Below are 20210 nucleotides of genomic sequence, written 5' to 3'. Positions count from 1 at the left end.
AAATAAAGGGCGCACCGTGCGGTGCGCCCTTTCTTATTCCGGCGGATCGCGCTGAACGACGCCGGCAATCCCCTCTCACTCCAGCGTGAACGACGCCGTCTTCACATCCTTGGAATCCAGTCCCACCTGCACCTGGAACTCGCCCGGCTCGGCCACGTACTCCAGCTTGGCGTTGTAGAAGCTCAGTGCGCGGCGGTCGATGGTGAAGCGCACTTCCTTCTGCTCGCCCGGCTGCAGCATCACCTTGCGGAAGTCCTTGAGTTCCTTGACCGGACGCACGACGGAAGCGGCCTGGTCACGGATATAAAGCTGCACTACGGTGGCGCCGGCGCGGCGGCCGGTGTTCTTCACCGTCACGGTGGCGTCGACGCGGCCGTCGGCCTTCATCGTCGGCTGCGAGACCGTCACGTCCGACAGGCTGAACTCGGTGTAGCTGAGGCCATAGCCGAACGGGTACAGCGGGCCGTTGGGTTCTTCAAAGTACTGCGAGGTGTAGTTGCCGGGCTTGCCTTCGGTGAACGGACGGCCCAGGCGCGCATGGTTGTAGTAGGCCGGGATCTGCCCCACCGAACGCGGGAAGGTAATCGGCAGCTTGCCGGACGGGTTGACCTCGCCGAACAGGATGTCGGCAATCGCATGGCCGCCTTCGGTGCCGGTGTACCAGGTCTCCAGGATCGCGGAAGCGTTCTCGCGCGCCCAGTTCAGGTCCAGCGGACGACCGTTCATCAGCACCAGCACCAGCGGCTTGCCGGTGGCCTTCAAGGCCTTCAGCAGCGCCTGCTGGCTCTCAGGCAGCGTCAGCTGGGTGCGGCTGGAGGACTCATGCGACATGCCGCGCGACTCGCCCACCGCGGCCACCACCACGTCGGCATTGCGCGCGGCCTTGACCGCCTCGTCGATCATGGCTTGCGGGCTGCGCTTGTCCTGCACCACCTCCGGGTCGTCCCAGTTGAGGAAGTTGAGGTAGTCGACGATGTGCTTGTCTTCGGTGATGTTGGCGCCGCGCGCGTAGCTCAGCTTGCCGCCTTGCAGCGCCTGCTCCAGGCCCTGCTTCACGGTGACGGTCTGCTTGTTCACGCCGGCGCCGGACCAGCTGCCCAGCATGTCGAGGTGCGAATCGGCCAGCGGACCGACCAGCGCGATGCGCGCGTTCTTCTTCAGCGGCAGCGCGCCGTTGCGGTTCTCCAGCAGCACCATGGACTGCTGCGCCACCGCGCGCGCATCGGTGCGATGCAGGCGGCTCTCGGCGTTCACATCCGCAGGATCACCCGACTCGTGGCCGATGCGCGCGTAGGGATCCTTGAACAGGCCCAGGTCGTACTTGGCGCCGAGGATCTCGCGCACCGCGTTGTCCAGTTCCTGCTGCGAGACCTTGCCCGACTTCAGCAGCCCGGGCAGCTGGCTGATGTAGACCTGGTCGGCCATGCTCATGTCGGTGCCGGCCTTGATCGACAGGCGTGCGGCTTCGCTTTCGTTTTGCGCCACGCCGTGATTCACCAGCTCGGTGATGGCGCCGTGGTCGCTCACGGTCAGGCCCTTGAAGCCCCACTCCTTGCGCAACAGGTCCTGCAGCAGCCAGGTGTTGGAGGTGGCGGGTGCGCCGTTGATGGAGTTCAGCGCCACCATCACCGCGCCGGCGCCGGCGTCGATGGCGGCGCGATACGGCGGCAGGTAGTCGTTGTACATGCGCTGCGGGTCCATGTTGACCACGTTGTAGTCGCGCCCGCCTTCAACGGCGCCATACAGCGCGAAGTGCTTGACGCTGGCCATCACACGGTCGGCGGCGATCGGCTTGGTCTCGCCCTGCAACGCGCGCACCGAGACCTCGGCGATGCGCGAGACCAGGTAGGGATCTTCGCCGAAGCCTTCGGAGGTGCGGCCCCAGCGCGGGTCGCGGCTGATGTCGACCATCGGCGCGAAGGTCATGTCGATGCCGTCAGCGGCGGCTTCCTTGGCCGACACGCGCATGGCCCGGGCGACCACGTCCAGGTCCCAGCTCGAGGCCAGGCCCAGGCCGATCGGGAAGGTGGTGCGATGGCCGTGGATGATGTCGTAGGCGAAGAACACCGGGATCTTCAGGCGCGAGCGCATGGCGCCTTCCTGCAGCGGGCGATTGTCCTTGCGGGTGACCGAATTGAAGGTGCCGCCGACGCGGCCGGCGGCGAACTCCTCGGCCAGCTTCTTGGCCGGCATGTCGGGGCCGATGCTGACCAGGCGCAGCTGGCCGATTTTTTCGTCGACCGTCATCTGGCGCATCAGGTCGTCGATGAAGGCGGTCTTGTCGCCGAGCAAGGCCGCATTGGCCTGTGACCACGCGGGCGGCGCCAGCAAGGCGGCGGCGCACGCCAGCGCGCTCAGGGCCAGGGCATGACGCGGTCGTTGGCGGCGCGCGCGGGCGGCCGGCCTTTCGGTGGGCTTGTTGGACACGTAAATTCCTCTCTTTTTCTAAACTTTGGCGGCGGCACGCCCTCATAAAGAAAGCGGCGGCCGGTGGCGCCTGTGGGCGGCGGCGCAATGCGTGGCGCGATTGATGCTTGTTCTATGACGCGCCGGTGCCTTTACGGTTCGCTATATTATTCTGTTTTGATGCTTGCCGGCATGGCAAGCGGCTTGCGGCGCCTGTGGGCGCCGCGACTATGTGGAGAGATGAGTGATTGCCAACATGCTGAAGATGTCCCCTTTGCGCAGCGCCCTGCTGCTGACGGCCGCCCTGCTGGCGGCATCGGCCCAGGCGCAGCAGAGTTTCTCGCTGGAACAGGCCACGGCGCGCGCCAAGGCCCTGGCCGACCAGCCGTACCAGAAGCCGGCCAGCAACCTGCCGCCGGTGTTTTCGGGCATGCAGTTCGCCGACTACATGAAGATCCAGCCCAGGAGCGAGAAGTTCGAATGGCGCGACCAGAAGACGCCGTTCAAGCTGGCCTTCTATCACCAGGGCATGCAGTTCAACGCGCCGGTGCTGATCCACGAGATCATCGACGGCCGCGTGCAGGAAGTCGGCTACAGCACCGACCGCTTCGATTTCGGCGACCTGCATTTCGACAAGGAAAGCACCTCGCGCCTGGGTTATGCAGGCTTTCGCGTGGTGTATCCGGTCAACCGCGCCGACAAGGAAGATGAGGTCATGAGCGTGCTGGGCGCGAGCTACTTCCGCGTGATCGGCAAAGGCCAGGTCTATGGCCTGTCGGCGCGCGGGCTGGCGATCGACACGGCGATGATGAGCGGCGAGGAGTTTCCCAACTTCCGCGAGTTCTGGATCCAGCGTCCCAAACCCGGCGAGAAGCAGCTGACCTTCTACGCCCTGCTCGACTCGCCGCGCGCCACCGGCGCCTACAAGTTCACGCTCACGCCCGGCCAGGATTCGCTGCTGGATGTGCAGGCGCGCGTGTTCCTGCGCGGCGAGGTGGGACGCCTGGGCGTGGCGCCGCTGACCAGCATGTTCCTGTTCGGCCCCAACCAGCAATCGTCGCGCCGCAACTTCCGTCCGGCGATCCACGACTCCAACGGCCTGGCCATCCACACCGGCAACGGCGAGTGGCTGTGGCGCCCGCTGAACGATCCGCAGAACGTGGAAGTCAGCTCCTTCGAGGTGACCAATCCCAGGGGCTTCGGCCTGCTGCAGCGCGGCCGCGAGTTCGCCAACTTCCAGGACCTGAAGGACCGCTACGACCTGCGCCCGAGCGCATGGATCGAGCCCAGGGGAGACTGGGGCCGTGGCTCGGTGCAGCTGGTGGAGATCCCCACCGCCGACGAGACCAACGACAACATCGTGGCCTACTGGCTGCCGGCGCAACTGCCGGCCAAGGGCACGCCCTTGTCGGTGGACTATCGCATCCACTGGACCATGGATGAAGCGGCGATCCTGAAGGATGAAGTGGGCTGGGTGAAGCAGACCTTCCATACCGACGGCGAACTGACGCAGGCCAACCTGATCCGCGCCTTCGACGGCACCACCGCCCTGCTGGTCGACTTCACCGGCCCGGCGCTGGCCAAGCTGCCGGCCGGCACCCAGGTGCAGCCGCAGGTGAGCGTGTCCAACAACGGCGAACTGATCGACGCCCAGCTGCAGCCCAATCCCGCCATCAACGGCTGGCGCCTGACGCTGCGCGTGAAGATCAGGAACGTGGCGCAGGCCACCGAACTGCGCGCGGCGCTGATTGCCGGCCCCAAGGTGCTGACCGAGACCTGGAGCTACCAGCTGCCGCCGAGGTCGGATGTGCAGCGCTCGTTCTGATTCGTAAATTATTTATATCATTATTTTAGGGCTGCTCCGGTGGGGCGGCCCTCTTTCTTTTTGAGGTCGGTCAACGACGCTGGATCCCGGCCTGCGCCGTGACGACATGACGGAGAAAACTTGAACCCTCGGTGGTTCGAGCCCATCCACTGTGTGTCGTGCGTCGCGCACCGTCGACGCACAAACAAAAACGCCGTCCGGCGCAAACCGGACGGCGTTCTTGTCGATCGCGAAAGAACCGCGTCAGGACTCCACCGACTCCCCGCGCAAGCGCGTGATCACCCCATCCAGCGCATCGAGGTCGCTGAAGTTGATGATCAGTTGCCCCTTGTTGCGGGCGCCGGTCTTGATGCTCACTTGCGTGGCCAGCAGGTCGGACAGTTCTTCTTCCAGGCGCGCGATGTCGCGCGATTTTTCGCGGCCTTCGCGCGGCTTGGCGGCGGCCTGCTCGGCCGAGGCGCGGGTGACCAGCTTCTCGGCGTCGCGCACCGACATGCGCTTGGCGACGATCTGGTTGGCCAGCTGGATCTGGGTGGCGGCGTCCACCACCAGCAGCGCGCGGGCATGGCCCATGTCGATGTCGCCGGCCATGAGCATGGTCTGCACCGGCTTGGCCAGGTTCAGCAGGCGCAGCAGGTTGGACACGGCGCTGCGCGAACGGCCCACGGCGACCGCGGCCTGTTCGTGCGTGAAGGCGAAGTCGGTGATCAGGCGATGGATGCCCTGCGCTTCTTCCAGCGGGTTCAGGTCCTCGCGCTGCATGTTTTCGATCAGCGCCATGGCGGCGGTGGTCTGGTCGTCGACGTTCTTGACCAGCACCGGCACCTCGGTCAGCCCGGCGATCTTGGCGGCGCGGAAGCGGCGTTCGCCGGCGATGATCTCGTAGACGTCCTTACCGTTCTTGTTGCCGATGGCGCGGATCAGGATGGGCTGCAAGAGACCCTGCTCCTTGATGGAGGCCGCCAGTTCGTTCAGCGCGCCCTCGTCCATGCGGCTGCGCGGCTGGTACTTGCCGGCCTGCAGTTCGGTGACGGCCATCACGCTGGGCAGGCCGGCCTGTGCGGCCTGGGCTTGCGCCTCTTCGGTGATGTCGGAGGAGCCGCCGAGGAGCGCGTCTAAGCCGCGTCCCAGGCCCTTGGATTTTTTCAGTGATGTTGCCATTGGATTGCCTGATGAAAAACGACGCTGTGGATAAATTACAGCGTCTTGATGCGATCGACCATTTCCGCGCCGAACGCGATATAGGCCTGCGCACCCTTGGAATTGGGATCGAAGTTCACGCCCGGCACGCCGTAGGACGGCGCTTCGGCCAGGCGCACGTTGCGCGGGATCACGGTCTTGAAGACCTTGTCGCCGAAGTGCTGCTCGAGCTGGTCGGAGACCTGCTGCGACAGCGTCATGCGCGGGTCGAACATCACGCGCAAGAGGCCGATCACCTTCAGCTCCGGGTTCAGCTTGGCGTGCACCTTCTTGATGGTGTTGACCAGGTCGGACAGGCCTTCCAGCGCGTAGTACTCGCACTGCATCGGGATGATCACGCCGTGCGCCGAGCACAGGCCGTTGAGCGTGAGCATCGACAGCGCCGGCGGGCAGTCGATCAGGATGAAGTCGTAGTCGTCGGCGACCTGGGCGAAGGCGTTCTTCAGGCGCGCCTCGCGCTGCTCCAGTTCGACCATCTCGACTTCGGCGCCGGCCAGTTCGCGGTTGGCGGGCAGCACGTCGAACTTGCCGGCCTCGGACGTCTTGCGCACGCTGCGGATGTCGGACATGCCCAGCAGCACTTCGTAGATCGAGCCTTCCAGCGTGGCCTTGTTGATGCCGGCGCCCATGGTGGCGTTGCCCTGCGGATCGAGGTCGGCCAGCAGGACGCGCTGGTTGTGCTGGGCCAGGCCGGCGGCGAGGTTGACTGCGGTAGTGGTCTTACCGACGCCGCCCTTCTGGTTGGCGACGCAAAAAATTTTAGCCATGTTGTTTTGATTACTCGCTTATTGTGTCGTCAACTTGATGCCGAAGCCGATCAGGAAAATGCCTGCCGCGCGCGAAGCCAGGTTGGCGATGGTGCGGTTACGCGCCAGGCGCCGCGCCGCCATGTTGCCGACCAGGACCAGGAGGCTGCCGTAGAAGGCGGTGCAGCAGCAGATCACCGCGCCCATCGTGACGAAAGTGAGCGCGCCCTGTTGCGTGGCGGGATCCAGGAACAGCGGGAAGAACGCCATGTAGAACACGATGGCTTTCGGGTTGATCAGCGTCACCAGAAAGCCGCGCCGGAAATCCGCTGCGTTGGAAAAGGGTACGACTGTACCACCGCCCTCGCCTCTTGCAAACAGCAGGCGCAATCCGAGGTAGGCCAGATACACCGCGCCCAGGTACTGCAGGCCGCGGAACAGCAGCGGATTGGCGTGCAGCAGCGCGGCCACGCCGATGGCGGCCAGGAACATCAGCACGATGTCGCCCAGCATCAGTCCGGCGATGGCGGCAAAGCCGCCGCGCACGCCGTGCTTGGCCGAGCAGGTCAGCACGCAGAAGGTGCCGGGGCCGGGCAGCAGCAGGAACACCATGGTGGCGGCGATGAGCTGCCAGACGTCGGTGATGCCGATGGAATGAAACAGTGCCTGCATGGTGCCGCCTCCCTGATGTTGTTGGTCTGTGCCGTGCGTGACGCACGTGTTGCGTATTGCCTGTTGCGTGCTGGCTTGCTCTTACTCTTTGCTCTTACTGCTTGCTCTTCACCAGCCGCGAGGTGTCGAAGCCCTGCTTGGTGGCGTCGTTGACGGCGTTCTCGTATTGCTCGTCGCTGATGGTGGGCGTGCGCGACAGTATCCAGAGATATTCACGCGTGGGGCTGCCGACGGTGGCCAGCGTGTACTGCTCGTCCAGCGCCATGATCCAGTAGTCACCCCACACCATCGGCAACCAGCCCAGCCAGGACGGCGCGAAGCGCACCTGCAACTTGCTGTTGTTGCTGCCGGGGACGACGCGCGCCACGCCTTGCGCCTCGTCGCTGCCGTCGGCGGTCTTGCAGCGGTTGGTGACGCCGATCTCGCCACCCTCCAGCGCGCGGTATTCGGCGGTGGTGCCGGAGACGCACTTCTTCTGGAAGCCGTTGGGGATCTTGGCGATCTCATACCATTTGCCGGCGTACCGCTTCAGGTCGACCGCGGGGACGGTCTTCACTTCCTGCGCACAGGCGGCGGCGGTGACGGCAAACGACATCAGTGTGGCCGCGACGGCCCGGGCGAGGAGTTTCATCAGGACGCTCTTTCGATAAAGATGAGATGCCGTTCGGCATCCAGTCCCGGCACATGCAAGGGCTGTACCTTCTGCACTTTCCAGCCCGGCGGCAACCGGTCGATTTCCTGTTGCGGCATGACGCCTTTGAGGGCGATGTACCTGCCGCCCTGCTGCAACAGATGGTTCGACCAGTCGATGAAGTCGTTGAGTTCCGCGAAGGCGCGCGAGGTGATGACGTCGTAGAGTTGCTCTGTGGACAACTCTTCCACCCGGGCGTGGAAGACCGATACGTTGCTTAATTGCAACTCGGCCTTCACCTGGGTCAGGAAGGCGGTCTTCTTCTGCACCGTGTCGACCAGGTTGATCTGCATTTCCGGCTCGGCATCGGCCGCCCAGATGGCCAGCACGATGCCCGGCAAGCCGCCGCCGGCGCCCACGTCGAGCACGCGCCGCGCGCCGGCGAAGGCCGGCACCGCGGCCAGCGAGTCGAGCAGGTGGTGGCTCACGACCTGGGCCGGGTCGCGCAACGCGGTCAGGTTGTACACCTTGTTCCACTTCAGCATCAGGGCCTGGTAGGCCATCAGGCGCGCGAGCTGGCGCTCGTTGAGGTCCAGCCCGAGTGCGGCGGCGCCGTTCTTCAGCGTTTGGGTCAGGGTGCTTTGGTCTGCCGTGATGCTCATCCGTGGTCCGTCTTGTTCTTGTGCTGTTGGGTTGTTCAGGCCGCTTCGTTGGCGGCGTTCTGCGTGGCGTTCTTCAGGCCGCCCTTCTTCAGGTGCACCAGCAGCAGCGACAGCGCCGCCGGCGTCACGCCGGAAATGCGGGAAGCCTGGCCCAGGGTTTCGGGCTTGTGCTTGTTCAGCTTCTGGCGCACCTCGATGGACAGGGCCTTGACGTCCATGTAGTCGAGGTCGGCCGGCAGCTTCAGGTTTTCATTGTGGTCCTGGCGGCTGATCTCGCTGGCCTGGCGGGCGATGTAGCCGGCGTACTTGACCTGGATCTCGACCTGCTCGCGCACCGGGCCGTCTTCGATGCCGGGGCCGGCCAGCGGCTGGCCTTCGGCGCCGGTGAGGCTCATCAGGCTGTCATAGGTGACGGTGGGACGGCGCAGCAGGTCGATCAGGTTGTATTCGCGCTCGATGGCCTTGCCCAGCACGCGCTCGGCTTCGGCCGCCTGCAGGATGCGCGGGTTCACCCAGGTGGTCTTGAGGCGTTCCATTTCACGTGCAACGGCTTCGCGCTTCTTGTCGAAGGCGGCCCACTGGGCGTCACCCACGCAGCCGAGCTCGCGGCCGATCTCGGTCAGGCGCAGGTCGGCGTTGTCTTCGCGCAGCGACAGGCGGTACTCGGCGCGGCTGGTGAACATGCGGTACGGCTCCTGCACGCCTTGCGTGACCAGGTCGTCGACGAGCACGCCGAGGTAGGCTTCGTCGCGGCGCGGCGTCCAGGCTTCACGCCCCTGGGTCTGCAGCGCGGCGTTGATGCCGGCCAGCATGCCCTGGGCGGCGGCTTCCTCGTAGCCGGTGGTGCCGTTGATCTGGCCGGCGAAGAACAGGCCGGCGATCTGGCGGGTTTCCAGCGAGGACTTCAGGCCGCGCGGGTCGAAATAATCGTATTCGATGGCATAGCCGGGACGCAGGATGTGGGCGTTTTCCAGGCCCTTCATCGAGCGCACCAGCTCCAGCTGCACGTCGAACGGCAGGCTGGTGGAGATGCCGTTGGGGTAGAACTCGTGGGTGGTCAGGCCCTCGGGTTCCAGGTAGATCTGGTGCGAATCCTTGCCCGAGAAGCGATGGATCTTGTCTTCGATGGACGGGCAGTAGCGCGGGCCCACGCCTTCGATCACGCCGGTGTACATCGGGCTGCGGTCCAGGCCGCCGCGGATGATGTCATGGGTGCGGCTGTTGGTATGGGTGATCCAGCACGGCATCTGGCGCGGATGCATCCCGGCGTTGCCCATGACGGAAAACACCGGCACCGGATCCAGGTCGCCCGGCTGCTCTTCGAGGATCGCCAGGTTGATGCTGCGGCCGTCGATACGCGGCGGCGTGCCGGTCTTGAGGCGCCCCTGCGGCAGCTTCAACTCCTTCAGGCGGGCCGACAGCGAGACCGCAGGGGGGTCGCCGGCACGGCCGCCGGAGTAGTTGTTCAGACCGACGTGGATCTTCCCGTCCAGGAAAGTGCCGGCGGTCAGCACCACCGCCCTGCCCTGGAAGCGGATTCCGGTCTGGGTCACGGCACCGATGACACGATCGCCTTCGACCATCAGGTCGTCCACGGCCTGCTGGAACAGCCACAGGTTGGGCTGGTTCTCCAGGCGCGAGCGGATTGACGCCTTGTACAGCACGCGGTCGGCCTGGGCGCGGGTAGCGCGCACGGCCGGGCCTTTGGAGGAGTTCAGGATGCGAAACTGGATGCCGGCTTCGTCGGTGGCGATCGCCATCGCCCCACCCATCGCATCGACTTCCTTGACCAGGTGGCCCTTGCCGATGCCGCCGATGGACGGATTGCAGGACATCTGGCCCAGGGTTTCGATGTTGTGCGTCAGCAGCAGGGTCTTCTGGCCCATGCGTGCCGCGGCCAGTGCGGCTTCGGTGCCGGCGTGTCCGCCGCCGACGACGATGACGTCAAATTGTGTGGGGAATAGCATGATGCGCGCCTCAAGAGAGGTAGATACAGGTGGGAGCAGAGGCGAGATTATAAAGTCTTTTGCCGGAGGGGGTCGGGAGCCGGGTCGTATCCGATGAAATATCGGGCCGGATGATGCTGGTTTACCTCACCCTGCCGCCCTGCCCTCCCCCCGTTTGACGCTATCGGTTTCTCTCGTCCATAGCCATAGCTGATCAATGAAACATTCCCACGAGCTGTTTCACGTGAAACATCGACGATTAATTTTGCGATGTTTTTGGCCTATACCTGGGTATAGGCCAAAAACACGTTCAATTTTCGACAAACAAAAACGGAGCCGAGGCTCCGTTTTCAAACTACTGACATATTGGCCGGATGTTTCACGTGAAACATCCGGCCAGACATTTCGCTATTTCAGGAAGGCGTCGTAAGCACTCTTCACGATCAAGGCGCTCACCACGACGAGGAAGAGTTTGCGGACGAACACACTGCCGTGCTTCATGGCCAGCCGGGTACCGACCAGCGAGCCGCCGATATTGAAGATCGCCATCAGCAAACCCAGCTGCCAGATCACGTGGCCGCTGTAGCCGAACCAGCACAGCGCCGCCAGGTTGGTCGCGATGTTGACGAACTTGGAGACGGCCGAGGCCGACAGGAAGTCGTAGCTGAATACCCGCACAAACAGAAACACCAGGAAGCTCCCGGTCCCCGGGCCGAACACGCCGTCGTAGAAACCGACACCGGCGCCGATCAGCGCGGCGAAGACCATTTCCCGGGTACCGCTCAGCGTGGGCGCATGGGTAGTGCCGAAGTCCTTCTTCTTCAGCGTGTACAGCGCCACCGCGATCAGCACGAAGGGCAAGGCCTTGCGGATCAGGTCGGTGGGGACGTGGGTCACGACATAGGCGCCGAAGAAGGACAGCGCGAGGGCGGCAATGGCGGCCGGCGTCACCGTGCTCCAGCGCACCGCCACCTTGCGCGCGAAGTTGATCGCCGCGGCGCTGGTGCCCATCACCCCGGCCACCTTGTTGGTGCCCAGGAGCGTGGCCGGCGCCGTATTAGGAAATACCGAGAACAAGGTCGGCACCAGCACCAGCCCTCCCCCGCCCACCACTGCATCGATCAGTCCGGCGACAAAGGCGCCGGCGCACAGGATCAGGTAATCAAGCATGGCCGATCACCCGGTCGAAAAAACGAGATTGCATTACAAGACTTTCACGCTAGGAAACGCGGCCGGTCCCACCCGGCTGCGGGAGCGATATTCTACCCCGCCCTCCCTTCGCGCATTGGCAACAGATCAAGACCGGGCCAGGCTGTTGCGCAACAGGGCCATCTGTTATGGCCGGCAAATGCTGTGGACAAAAAATTACCGCCGGGAAATCACCTTGCGGTGACCTGCCGGCGGCCAGGATGCCATCGTCGCCGATGGCATGGTCTCTGTCGAACTCAGTGGCTCTGACTTGCCTGCCCCTTGCGGGTGAGCGCCAGGATCTCGCCGACGATGCCCTTGCGGAACAGCAGCACGCAGACGATGAAGATGAAGCCGGTGACGATGGTGACCGAATCGCCCAGGGTGTTGAACCAGTCGATGTGGGTCACGTTGGCCAGCCAGTTGCCGATATCGCCCAGCTTGTTCTCCAGCATGATGATGATCACCGCGCCGACGATCGGGCCGACGATGGTGCCCAGGCCGCCGACCAGCGTCATCAGCACCACCAGGCCGGACATGCTCCAGTGCACGTCGGTCAGGGTCTCGAAGCCCAGCACCAGGGTCTTGGTCGAACCGGCCAGTCCCGACAACGCCGCCGACAGCACGAAGGCCAGCAGCTTGTAGCGGGAGACGTCATAGCCCAGCGAGATGGCGCGCGGCTCGTTCTCCTTGATCGCCTTGAGCACCTGGCCGAAGGGCGAGTTGATGGTGCGCACGATCAGCGAGAAGCCGAAGATGGCGATGACCAGCACCACGTAGTACAGAGTCAGGTCGTTGCCCAGATCGATGAAGCCCAGGATCTTGCCGCGCGGAACGCCTTGCAGGCCGTCCTCGCCGCCGGTGAACGGCGCCTGCAGGGCCACGAAGTACAGCATCTGCGCCAACGCCAGCGTGATCATGGTGAAGTAAATACCCTGCCGGCGGATCGCCAGCAAGCCCATCACCAGGCCGATCAGCGCCGCGGTCGCCGTGCCCACCACCAGGCCCAGCTCGGTCGGCAGGCCCCATACCTTCAGCGCCTGGCCGCACATATAGCCGGCCCAACCGAGGAAGGCCGCATGGCCGAAGGACAGCAGGCCGGTATAACCGATCAGCAGGTTGAAGGCGCAGGCGAACAGTGCGAAGCACAGCATCTTCATCAGGAACACCGGATAGATGCCGAACGGGGCAGCCAGCGCCAGTATTAACATAATGACAACAATCAGTTTCTTGTTCATGCCGGTCTCACTCTCATTTCTCTTTGCCGAACAGGCCGGCCGGACGAACCATCAGCACGATGGCCATGACGATGAACACCACGGTCGCCGACAGCTCCGGGTAGAACACGCGGGTCAGGCCCTCGATCAGGCCGAGCACCAGGCCGGTGATGATGGAGCCGAGGATGGAGCCCATGCCGCCGATCACCACCACCGCGAACACCGTGATGATCAGGTTGGAACCCATCAGCGGCGAGACCTGGATCACCGGCGCGGCCAGCACGCCGGCGAACGCCGCCAGCGCCACGCCGAAGCCGTAGGTCAGCGTCACCATCAACGGCACGTTGATGCCGAAGGCTTCCACCAGTTTCGGGTTCTCGGTGCCGGCGCGCAGGTAGGCGCCCAGGCGGGTCTTCTCGATCACGAACCAGGTGGCGAAGCAGACCACCAGCGAGGCCACCACCACCCATGCGCGGTAGTTAGGCAGCACCATGAAGCCGAGGTTGGTCGCGCCTTGCAGCAGGTCGGGCACCGAATAGGGCTGGCCCGACACGCCGTAGATGGAGCGGAAGATGCCCTCGATCATCAGCGTGATGCCGAAGGTCAGCAGCAGGCCGTACAGGTGGTCCAGCTTGTAGAGCCAGCGCAGCATGGTCTTTTCGATGATGATGCCGAAGATGCCCACGATGACGGGCGCCAGGGCCAGCATCACCCAGTAGTTGAGCTCGAAATAGCTCAAACCCATCCACGCCAGGAAAGCGCCCAGCATGTAGAGCGTGCCGTGCGCAAAGTTGATCACGTTAAGCAAGCCGAAGATCACCGCCAGGCCCAGCGACAGCATGGCGTAGAAGGAGCCGTTGACCAGGCCCAGCAGCAGCTGGCTCAACAAGGCTTGCAGGGGAATGCCGAATATATCCATAAAAACCCGTTCATCCAGATGGGTGAAGAACGCAATCGCCGGAAACCGCCCTCCTCCGAGGGCCGCTTCCTACAGCAAAAATCTGCCATTCCCGGTTGCACAGAAATGACAGATTTTGCGGATTGCCTTTACTGCCGTTGAATCCTTACTTCCACAGCGCGCACTTGGACTCTGCCTTGGTGGTCCATGCCTGCTCGGCCGGGATGGTCTGCACCAGCTTGTAGTAGTCCCACGGATACTTCGACTCGGACTGCGCCTTGACCTGGTACAGGTACATGTCGTGCATCACGCGGCCGTCGGCGCGCAGGTAGCCGTTCTTCTGATAGACGTCGGTGAACTTGGCCTTGCGCAGCGCGGCCATGACCTTGTCCGAATCGTCGGTGCCGATTTCCTTGACCACCTTCAGGTACTGCAGTGCTGCCGAGTAGTCGGCGGCTTGCAGGGAGGACGGCATTTTCTTGCGCACGGCGAAGTAACGCTTGGCCCATGCGCGGGTCTCGTCGTTGGCGTCCCAGTACCAGCTGTCGGTCAGGTACAGGCCTTCGGTGGTCTTCAGGGTCAGCGAGTGCACGTCGTTGATGAACACCAGCAGGCCGGCCAGCTTGGCGGTCTTGGTGATGCCGAATTCATTGGCCGCCTTCACCGCATTGATGAAGTCGCCGCCGGCGTTGGCCAGGCCGACGATCTGGGCCTTGGAGCTTTGCGCCTGCAGCAGGAACGACGAGAAGTCGGATGCGCCCAGCGGATGCTTCACGGAACCCACCACGGTGCCGCCCGAGGCCTTCACGACGGTGGCGGTGTCGGCTTCCAGCGAGTGACCGAAGGCGTAGTCGGCGGTCAGGAAGAACCAGCTCTTGCCGCCCTGCTTCACCACGGCCGAACCGGTGCCCTTGGCCAGCGCGACGGTGTCGTAGGCATAGTGCACGGTGTAAGGCGAGCATTCTTCATTGGTCAGGCGCGCGGAGCCGGCGCCGATCTGCATGTAGACCTTCTTCTTCTCCGCCGCGACCTTGGCCGAAGCCAGCGCGGTGCCGGAGTTGGTGCCGCCGATCAGCATGTCCACGCCCTGCTGGTCGAACCATTCGCGCGCCTTGCTGGCGGCGACGTCAGCCTTGTTCTGGTGGTCGGCCACGACCAGTTCGATCTTCTTGCCGTTGATGGAGCCGCCCATGTCGGCGATCGCCATCTTGATGGCCTCGGCGCCGCCCTGGCCGTCGATGTCCGAATACACGCCGGAAATATCGGTGATGAAACCGATCTTGATCACGTCGCCCGAGATCTGCGCCGATGCCGGCGCCATCGAGAATGCTGCAGCTGCAGCGGTGACGGCGAGTGCCATTGCCTTAAGTTTCATTTTCATCTCCTCAGTTATGAAGCCCGCTAAATGGGTTTTGATGCGAGACAACTTTTTATGGGCGAGAGAGGATCGCTCCCCCGCTGACGTACTTTGGTTATGTACTTCTTCTTATGGTGGTGCAGCTGTTCTTGTGGTGTGGATCTCTTGCGCGACCGCGCGCAAATGCCGGTGCGACCGCGCTGACGAGGCGGGCTTACACGCCCAGCAGTTCGTTGAGCGTCTGCATCTTCGCTTCCAGCTGCGAAGACTCGAAGGACTCGACGATCTGGCCGTGCTCCATCACGTAGAAGCGGTCGGCCAGCGGCGCGGCGAAGCGGAAGTTCTGCTCCACCATCACGATGGTGTAGCCCTTGGACTTCAGCGTGGTGATCATGCGCGCCAGCGCCTGCACGATGACCGGCGCCAGGCCTTCGGAGATCTCGTCCAGCAGCAGCAGGCGCGCGCCGGTGCGCAGGATGCGGGCGACGGCCAGCATCTGCTGCTCGCCACCCGACAGGCGTGTGCCCTGGCTGTTGCGGCGCTCCTTCAGGTTGGGGAACATGTCGTAGATCTCGTCGATCGACATGCCCTTGTCCGTCTTGGAGACGAAAGGCGGCAGCAGCAGGTTTTCTTCCGCCGACAGCGAAGAGAAGATGCCACGCTCTTCCGGGCAGTAGCCCACGCCGTGGTGGGCGATCTTGTGGGTGGCCTGGCTGATGGTTTCCTGGCCGTTGATCTTGATCGAGCCACGGCGGGTACCGACCAGGCCCATGATGGAACGCAGCGTGGTGGTGCGGCCGGCGCCGTTGCGGCCCAGGAGCGTCACCACTTCGCCCTGGTGGACGTTGAGGTTGACGTTGTGCAGGATGTGCGACTCGCCGTACCAGGATTGCAGGTCGCTGATCTGCAGCGCCAGGGGGGCATTGGAAGTGGAGGTGCTCACGGTGGCATTCATGGTTGCGGTCGACATCAGTGCGCTCCCTGCAGTTCGGTGGCGGCGGTGCCCATGTAGGCTTCCATCACCTGCGGGTTGCGCGAGACTTCGGCGTAGGTGCCTTCAGCCAGCAAGGCGCCGCGCTGCAGTACGCTGATGCGGTCGCAGATGCCTGCGATCACGCTCATGTTGTGCTCCACCATCAGGATGGTGCGGCCGGCCGAGACCTTCTTGATCAGCGCGGTGACGCGGTCCACGTCTTCGTGGCCCATGCCCTGGGTGGGTTCGTCCAGCAGCATCAGCTCGGGCTCCATGGCCAGCGTGGTGGCGATCTCCAGGGCGCGCTTGCGGCCGTAGGGAAGGTCCACCGTGGTGGTGTGCGCGAAGCTGGTCAGGTCGACCTCGTCGAGCAAGGCCATCGCGCGCTCGTCGAGCTGCTTCAGGCTCTCGCCGTTCTTCCAGAAATGGAAGGAAGTGCCGAGCTTGCGCTGCAGTCCGATACGCACGTTCTCCAGCACGCTCATGTGCGGGAACACCGCCGAGATCTGGAACGAACGGATGATGCCCTGGCGCGCGATCTGCGCGGGAGCATCCATGGTGATGTCTTTGCCGTTGAACAGGATCTGGCCCGAGGTCGGCACCAGGAACTTGGTCAGCAGGTTGAAACAGGTAGTCTTGCCGGCGCCGTTGGGGCCGATCAATGCATGAATGTGGCCGCGCTCAATTTTGAGGTTGACCGCGCTTACTGCCGTGAAACCCTTGAATTCCTTCGTCAGGTTCCGTGTCTCCAGAATGACGTCTGTCATAGTCTCATCTTTCCCTTTGATGCCCGCGCCGGTGATCCGGTCGTCAAGGCCTGCCCTTCCGCGGATCTCCTGACGCTTTTGGCATAAGGGACCGCCGTTCTTATCTGGCGATTCGAGAAGCTCGTTTTAATATTTGGCGCATAGTAGCCGAGTCGTACCATTCCTACAATACGTATAAGTACCGTATTGGTCAGCCCTCGCAAAATTTAGTTTCAGCGCCCGGAAAGCAGATGGGAAGCGACTTTCTCGGCGATCATCACCGTCGGCGAGTTGGTATTACCGGACGTGATGGAAGGCATCACGGAAGCGTCTGCCACACGCAGTCCTGCCACCCCGCGCACACGGCATTGCGAGTCCACCACGGCCAGCGCGTCGTCGTCCCGTCCCATGCGGCAAGTGCCCACGGGATGGAATATCGTCGTGCCCACTTCGCCGGCGGCGCGATGCAGATCCTCTTCGGTCTCGTAATGCAGGCCCGGCTTGAATTCTTCAGGTTTGTACCTGGCCAGCGCGGGCGCCGCGGCGATGCGTCGCGTCAGGCGCAGCGAGTCGGCCGCGACCTTCAGATCTTCCTGCGTGGCGAGATAATTGGTGGTGATCTTCGGCGCCAGCGCATGGTCCACGGATGCGAGCCGCACATGGCCGCGCGAGGTCGGCCGCAGGTTGCATACGCTGGCGGTAAAGGCCGGGAAAGCATGCAGCGGATCGCCGAACTTCTCCAGCGACAACGGCTGCACGTGGTACTCGAGGTTGGCCGTCGCCTGCGACGGATCGGACTTGGCGAAGGCGCCCAGCTGCGACGGCGCCATCGACATCGGTCCGCTCTGCCTGAACATGTATTCAAGCCCGATCATCATCTTGCCCACCAGGCTGGACGCCATCGCGTTGAGCGTCTTGGCGCCGCTGACCTTGAAGGCGGTGCGGATCTGCAGGTGATCCTGCAGGTTCTCGCCCACGCCCGCCAGCGCGTGCACCACCGGCACCTGGTGCCTGGCCAGCAGCTCCGGCGCGCCGATGCCCGACATCTGCAGGATATGCGGCGAGCCGATCGCGCCGGCCGAGAGGATGGTCTCCTTCTTCGATTCGGCGAACCACTCGCCGCCGCCGCCGGTGAACTCCACGCCGGTGCACACCGGGCCGTTCTCGCCCTGGGAGAAGCGCAGCTTCTTCACGTGCGAACCGGTCATGATGTCGAGGTTGCCGCTCTTCATTGCCGGGCGCAGGAAAGCCTTCGACGCGTTCCAGCGCACGCCGCGTTTCTGGTTGACGTCGAAGTAGCCGCAACCCTCGTTGTCGCCGCGGTTGAAGTCGTCGATCTTGGGAATGCCGGTTTCGGCCGCCGCCTCGCGGAAGGCGTCGAGGATGTCCCAGCGCAGGCGCTGCTTCTCCACTCGCCATTCGCCGCCGGCGCCGTGGAATTCGCCGCTGCCGCCGTAGTAGTCCTCGCTCTTCCTGAACAGCGGCAGCACGTTCTCCCAGCGCCAGCTGTCGTCGCCGGTCAGCTGCGCCCACTCGTTGTAGTCGCGCGCCTGGCCGCGCATGTAGATCATGCCGTTGATCGAGGAGCTGCCGCCCAGCACCTTGCCGCGCGGGTAGATCAGGCTGCGTCCGTTCAACCCCGGATCGGCCTCGGTGCGGAACAGCCAGTCGGTGCGCGGATTGTTGATGCAATAGAGATAGCCGACCGGGATGTGGATCCAGATGTAGTCGTCCTTGGCGCCCGCTTCCAGCAGCAGCACCTTCACGCCGGGCTGTTTGGAAAGCCGGTTGGCCAGCACGCAGCCGGCCGTGCCGGCGCCGATGATGATGTAGTCGTATTGCCCTGCCGATTGCATGGTGTCTCCGGTGTTATTGTCGTTGTTATTGTCGGCGCTGGTCGCCATCCATTCATCGTCATCCCGGCGCAGGCCGGGATCCAGTGTCGTTCATCGTGGCTCGACGGCTGCCGAACGACGAACGACACTGGGCCCTGACCTTCGTCAGGACGACACATCCTTGTACTTACTTCGCCACCGGCATCGTAAACTCCGCGCCCTTGCCGATGGTCGCCGACCAGCGCTGCATGATGGACTTGTAGCGCGTGTAGAAACGCACGCCCTCTTCGCCGTACGCATGCGTATCGCCGAACAGCGAGCGCTTCCAGCCGCCGAAGGAATGCCAGGCCATCGGCACCGGAATCGGCACGTTGATGCCCACCATGCCGACCTGGATGCGGCGCGAGAATTCATGCGCGGTATTGCCGTCGGCGGTAAACAGCGACACGCCATTGCCGTACTCGTGCGCATTGATCAGCTTCACAGCCTCGGCGAAGTCCGGCACGCGCACCACGCACAGCACCGGGCCGAAGATTTCTTCCTGGTAGATCTTCATGTCGGTGGTGACGTTGTCGAACAGCGTGCCGCCGATGAAGAAACCGTTCTCGTGGCCCGGCACCTTCAGCCCGCGGCCGTCGACCAGCAGCTTGGCGCCGGCGTCCACGCCGCTCTGGATGTAGCCTTCGACCTTGGCCTTGTGCGCGCCGGTCACCAGCGGGCCCATCTCGGCGTCGTCTTCCATGCCGTTCTTGACCTTCAGCGCCTTCACGCGCGGGATCAGCGCCTCCACCAGCTTGTCGGCCACGCTGCCCACGGCCACCGCCACCGAGATCGCCATGCAGCGCTCGCCGGCCGAGCCGTAGGCCGCGCCGATCAGCGCATCCACGGCCTGGTCGAGGTTGGCGTCCGGCATCACCACCAGGTGGTTCTTGGCGCCGCCCAGGGCCTGCGCACGCAGCGGGAAGGTGCCGGCGCGTTCGGTCGATTTGCGATAGATGTATTCGGCGATCGGCGTGGATCCGACAAAGGACACCGCCTGCACCTCGGGGTGCTCCAGCAGCGCGTCGACCGCCACCTTGTCGCCCTGCACCACGTTGAATACGCCGTCGGGCAGACCGGCGCGCTTGAACAGCTCGGCCAGCATCAGCGAGGGCGAAGGATCGCGCTCGGAGGGCTTCAGTACGAAGGTATTGCCGGTGGCGATGGCCACCGGCGCCATCCACAGCGGCACCATCACCGGGAAGTTGAACGGCGTGATGCCGGCGGTGACGCCCAGCGGCTGGCGCAGGTTCCAGTTGTCGATGCCGCCGCCGATGTTGTCGGTGAACTGGGTCTTCAGCAGCTGCGGGATGCCGGTGGCGAATTCCACGATCTCCAGCCCGCGCGTCACCTCCCCTTTCGCATCTGAAAACACCTTGCCGTGCTCCAGCGTGATCGCCTTGGCCAGCGCGTCGTGGTTCTGCTCGATCAGCTCCTTGAACTTGAACAGCACGCGGGCGCGCTTCAAAGGCGCGGTCTCGGCCCAGGCAGGCGCCGCGGCCGAAGCGGCCGCCACGGCCGCATTGACCTCGGCCACCGACGCCAGCGACACCTTGGCGGTCGGGCTGCCGGTGGCCGGGTTGAACACGTCCTGGCTGCGTCCGCTTTCGGAGCGCGACAGCTGGCCGTTGATGAAATGGTCGATGTGCGGGAAGCTCATAAGTATTCCTTTGGTTATTTTCCGTAGAACCGAGCCGGATCCGTCTCCTGATCCGGTGGCCCGGCGATGGATGCGGGCAATGACTGTCAATCGGTCGGAGCAAGAATAGCGCTGCAACGCCATCCTATCCAATGAGTAATTATCAGCAACAACATAAAAAATACTTATAATTGATTTGCCTGGATCCGGCGACTTGCCCACATGCTATC

The 20210-nt window shown here is 63.9% G+C and carries 16 protein-coding genes; 1 reads left to right on the top strand and 15 read right to left on the bottom strand.

The features are described 5' to 3' along the window. Positions 1 to 75: 75 nt before the first annotated feature. Positions 76 to 2427: a beta-glucosidase BglX gene (bglX, locus tag CEJ42_RS21580; protein ID WP_088752491.1), complete on the bottom strand. Its 2352-nt coding sequence runs from the start codon at positions 2425 to 2427 to the stop codon at positions 76 to 78. A gap of 244 nt (positions 2428 to 2671) precedes the next feature. Here bglX and CEJ42_RS21575 point away from each other — a divergent pair, with 244 nt between their 5' ends. Next, positions 2672 to 4231, top strand: coding sequence for a glucan biosynthesis protein G (locus tag CEJ42_RS21575; RefSeq protein WP_079219249.1), 1560 nt, complete (start codon positions 2672 to 2674; stop codon positions 4229 to 4231). Between the two features lie 243 nt (positions 4232 to 4474). On the opposite strand, the gene CEJ42_RS21570 is transcribed toward CEJ42_RS21575, so the two are convergent. From CEJ42_RS21570 to CEJ42_RS21505, 14 genes are all read right to left on the bottom strand, one after another. Next, the gene (locus tag CEJ42_RS21570; protein ID WP_079217425.1) at positions 4475 to 5392 is read right to left on the bottom strand and encodes a ParB/RepB/Spo0J family partition protein; all 918 of its coding nucleotides are present in this window, start codon (positions 5390 to 5392) and stop codon (positions 4475 to 4477) included. Positions 5393 to 5427: 35 nt separating this feature from the next. Then, entirely contained in the window at positions 5428 to 6198 is a 771-nt protein-coding gene (locus CEJ42_RS21565; protein ID WP_079217424.1) for a ParA family protein, read from the bottom strand. Between the two features lie 18 nt (positions 6199 to 6216). Beyond that, positions 6217 to 6849, bottom strand: coding sequence for a leucine efflux protein LeuE (gene leuE, locus CEJ42_RS21560; protein ID WP_088752490.1), 633 nt, complete (start codon positions 6847 to 6849; stop codon positions 6217 to 6219). 94 nt (positions 6850 to 6943) lie between these two features. After that, positions 6944 to 7480 carry a lipocalin family protein gene (locus CEJ42_RS21555; RefSeq protein ID WP_079217422.1) on the bottom strand — a complete coding sequence of 179 codons (537 nt, stop codon included), beginning with the start codon at positions 7478 to 7480 and terminating at the stop codon, positions 6944 to 6946. Beyond that, complete coding sequence (gene rsmG / locus CEJ42_RS21550; RefSeq protein ID WP_088752489.1) at positions 7480 to 8142, bottom strand: 16S rRNA (guanine(527)-N(7))-methyltransferase RsmG; 663 nt, start codon at positions 8140 to 8142, stop codon at positions 7480 to 7482. The genes CEJ42_RS21555 and rsmG overlap by 1 nt, the downstream gene beginning before the upstream one ends. A gap of 35 nt (positions 8143 to 8177) precedes the next feature. Continuing rightward, positions 8178 to 10109: a tRNA uridine-5-carboxymethylaminomethyl(34) synthesis enzyme MnmG gene (gene mnmG / locus CEJ42_RS21545; protein ID WP_088752488.1), complete on the bottom strand. Its 1932-nt coding sequence runs from the start codon at positions 10107 to 10109 to the stop codon at positions 8178 to 8180. Positions 10110 to 10496: 387 nt separating this feature from the next. After that, positions 10497 to 11258 (bottom strand): sulfite exporter TauE/SafE family protein, encoded by a 762-nt coding sequence (locus CEJ42_RS21540; protein WP_088752487.1) that lies wholly within the window; start codon positions 11256 to 11258, stop codon positions 10497 to 10499. Positions 11259 to 11533: 275 nt separating this feature from the next. Further along, complete coding sequence (locus CEJ42_RS21535) at positions 11534 to 12514, bottom strand: branched-chain amino acid ABC transporter permease (protein ID WP_088752486.1); 981 nt, start codon at positions 12512 to 12514, stop codon at positions 11534 to 11536. Positions 12515 to 12527: 13 nt separating this feature from the next. Next, entirely contained in the window at positions 12528 to 13412 is an 885-nt protein-coding gene (locus CEJ42_RS21530; RefSeq protein ID WP_079217417.1) for a branched-chain amino acid ABC transporter permease, read from the bottom strand. 145 nt (positions 13413 to 13557) lie between these two features. Further along, on the bottom strand, positions 13558 to 14766 hold the full coding sequence (locus CEJ42_RS21525) for an ABC transporter substrate-binding protein (RefSeq protein ID WP_079217416.1): 1209 nt from the start codon (positions 14764 to 14766) through the stop codon (positions 13558 to 13560). Positions 14767 to 14962: 196 nt separating this feature from the next. Next, positions 14963 to 15718, bottom strand: coding sequence for an ABC transporter ATP-binding protein (locus CEJ42_RS21520; protein WP_088752485.1), 756 nt, complete (start codon positions 15716 to 15718; stop codon positions 14963 to 14965). After that, positions 15718 to 16488: an ABC transporter ATP-binding protein gene (locus CEJ42_RS21515; protein ID WP_079217414.1), complete on the bottom strand. Its 771-nt coding sequence runs from the start codon at positions 16486 to 16488 to the stop codon at positions 15718 to 15720. The genes CEJ42_RS21520 and CEJ42_RS21515 overlap by 1 nt, the downstream gene beginning before the upstream one ends. Before the next feature lie 212 nt (positions 16489 to 16700). After that, positions 16701 to 18323 carry a GMC family oxidoreductase gene (locus CEJ42_RS21510; RefSeq protein ID WP_088752529.1) on the bottom strand — a complete coding sequence of 541 codons (1623 nt, stop codon included), beginning with the start codon at positions 18321 to 18323 and terminating at the stop codon, positions 16701 to 16703. Between the two features lie 166 nt (positions 18324 to 18489). Next, positions 18490 to 20001: a CoA-acylating methylmalonate-semialdehyde dehydrogenase gene (locus CEJ42_RS21505; protein WP_088752484.1), complete on the bottom strand. Its 1512-nt coding sequence runs from the start codon at positions 19999 to 20001 to the stop codon at positions 18490 to 18492. Between the last annotated feature and the right edge of the window lie 209 nt (positions 20002 to 20210).

The organism is Herbaspirillum robiniae (assembly GCF_002213415.1).
In the GTDB taxonomy this organism is placed as follows: Bacteria; Pseudomonadota; Gammaproteobacteria; order Burkholderiales; family Burkholderiaceae_D; genus Herbaspirillum; species Herbaspirillum robiniae.
This window is presented reverse-complemented; position numbering and strand designations above follow the sequence as displayed.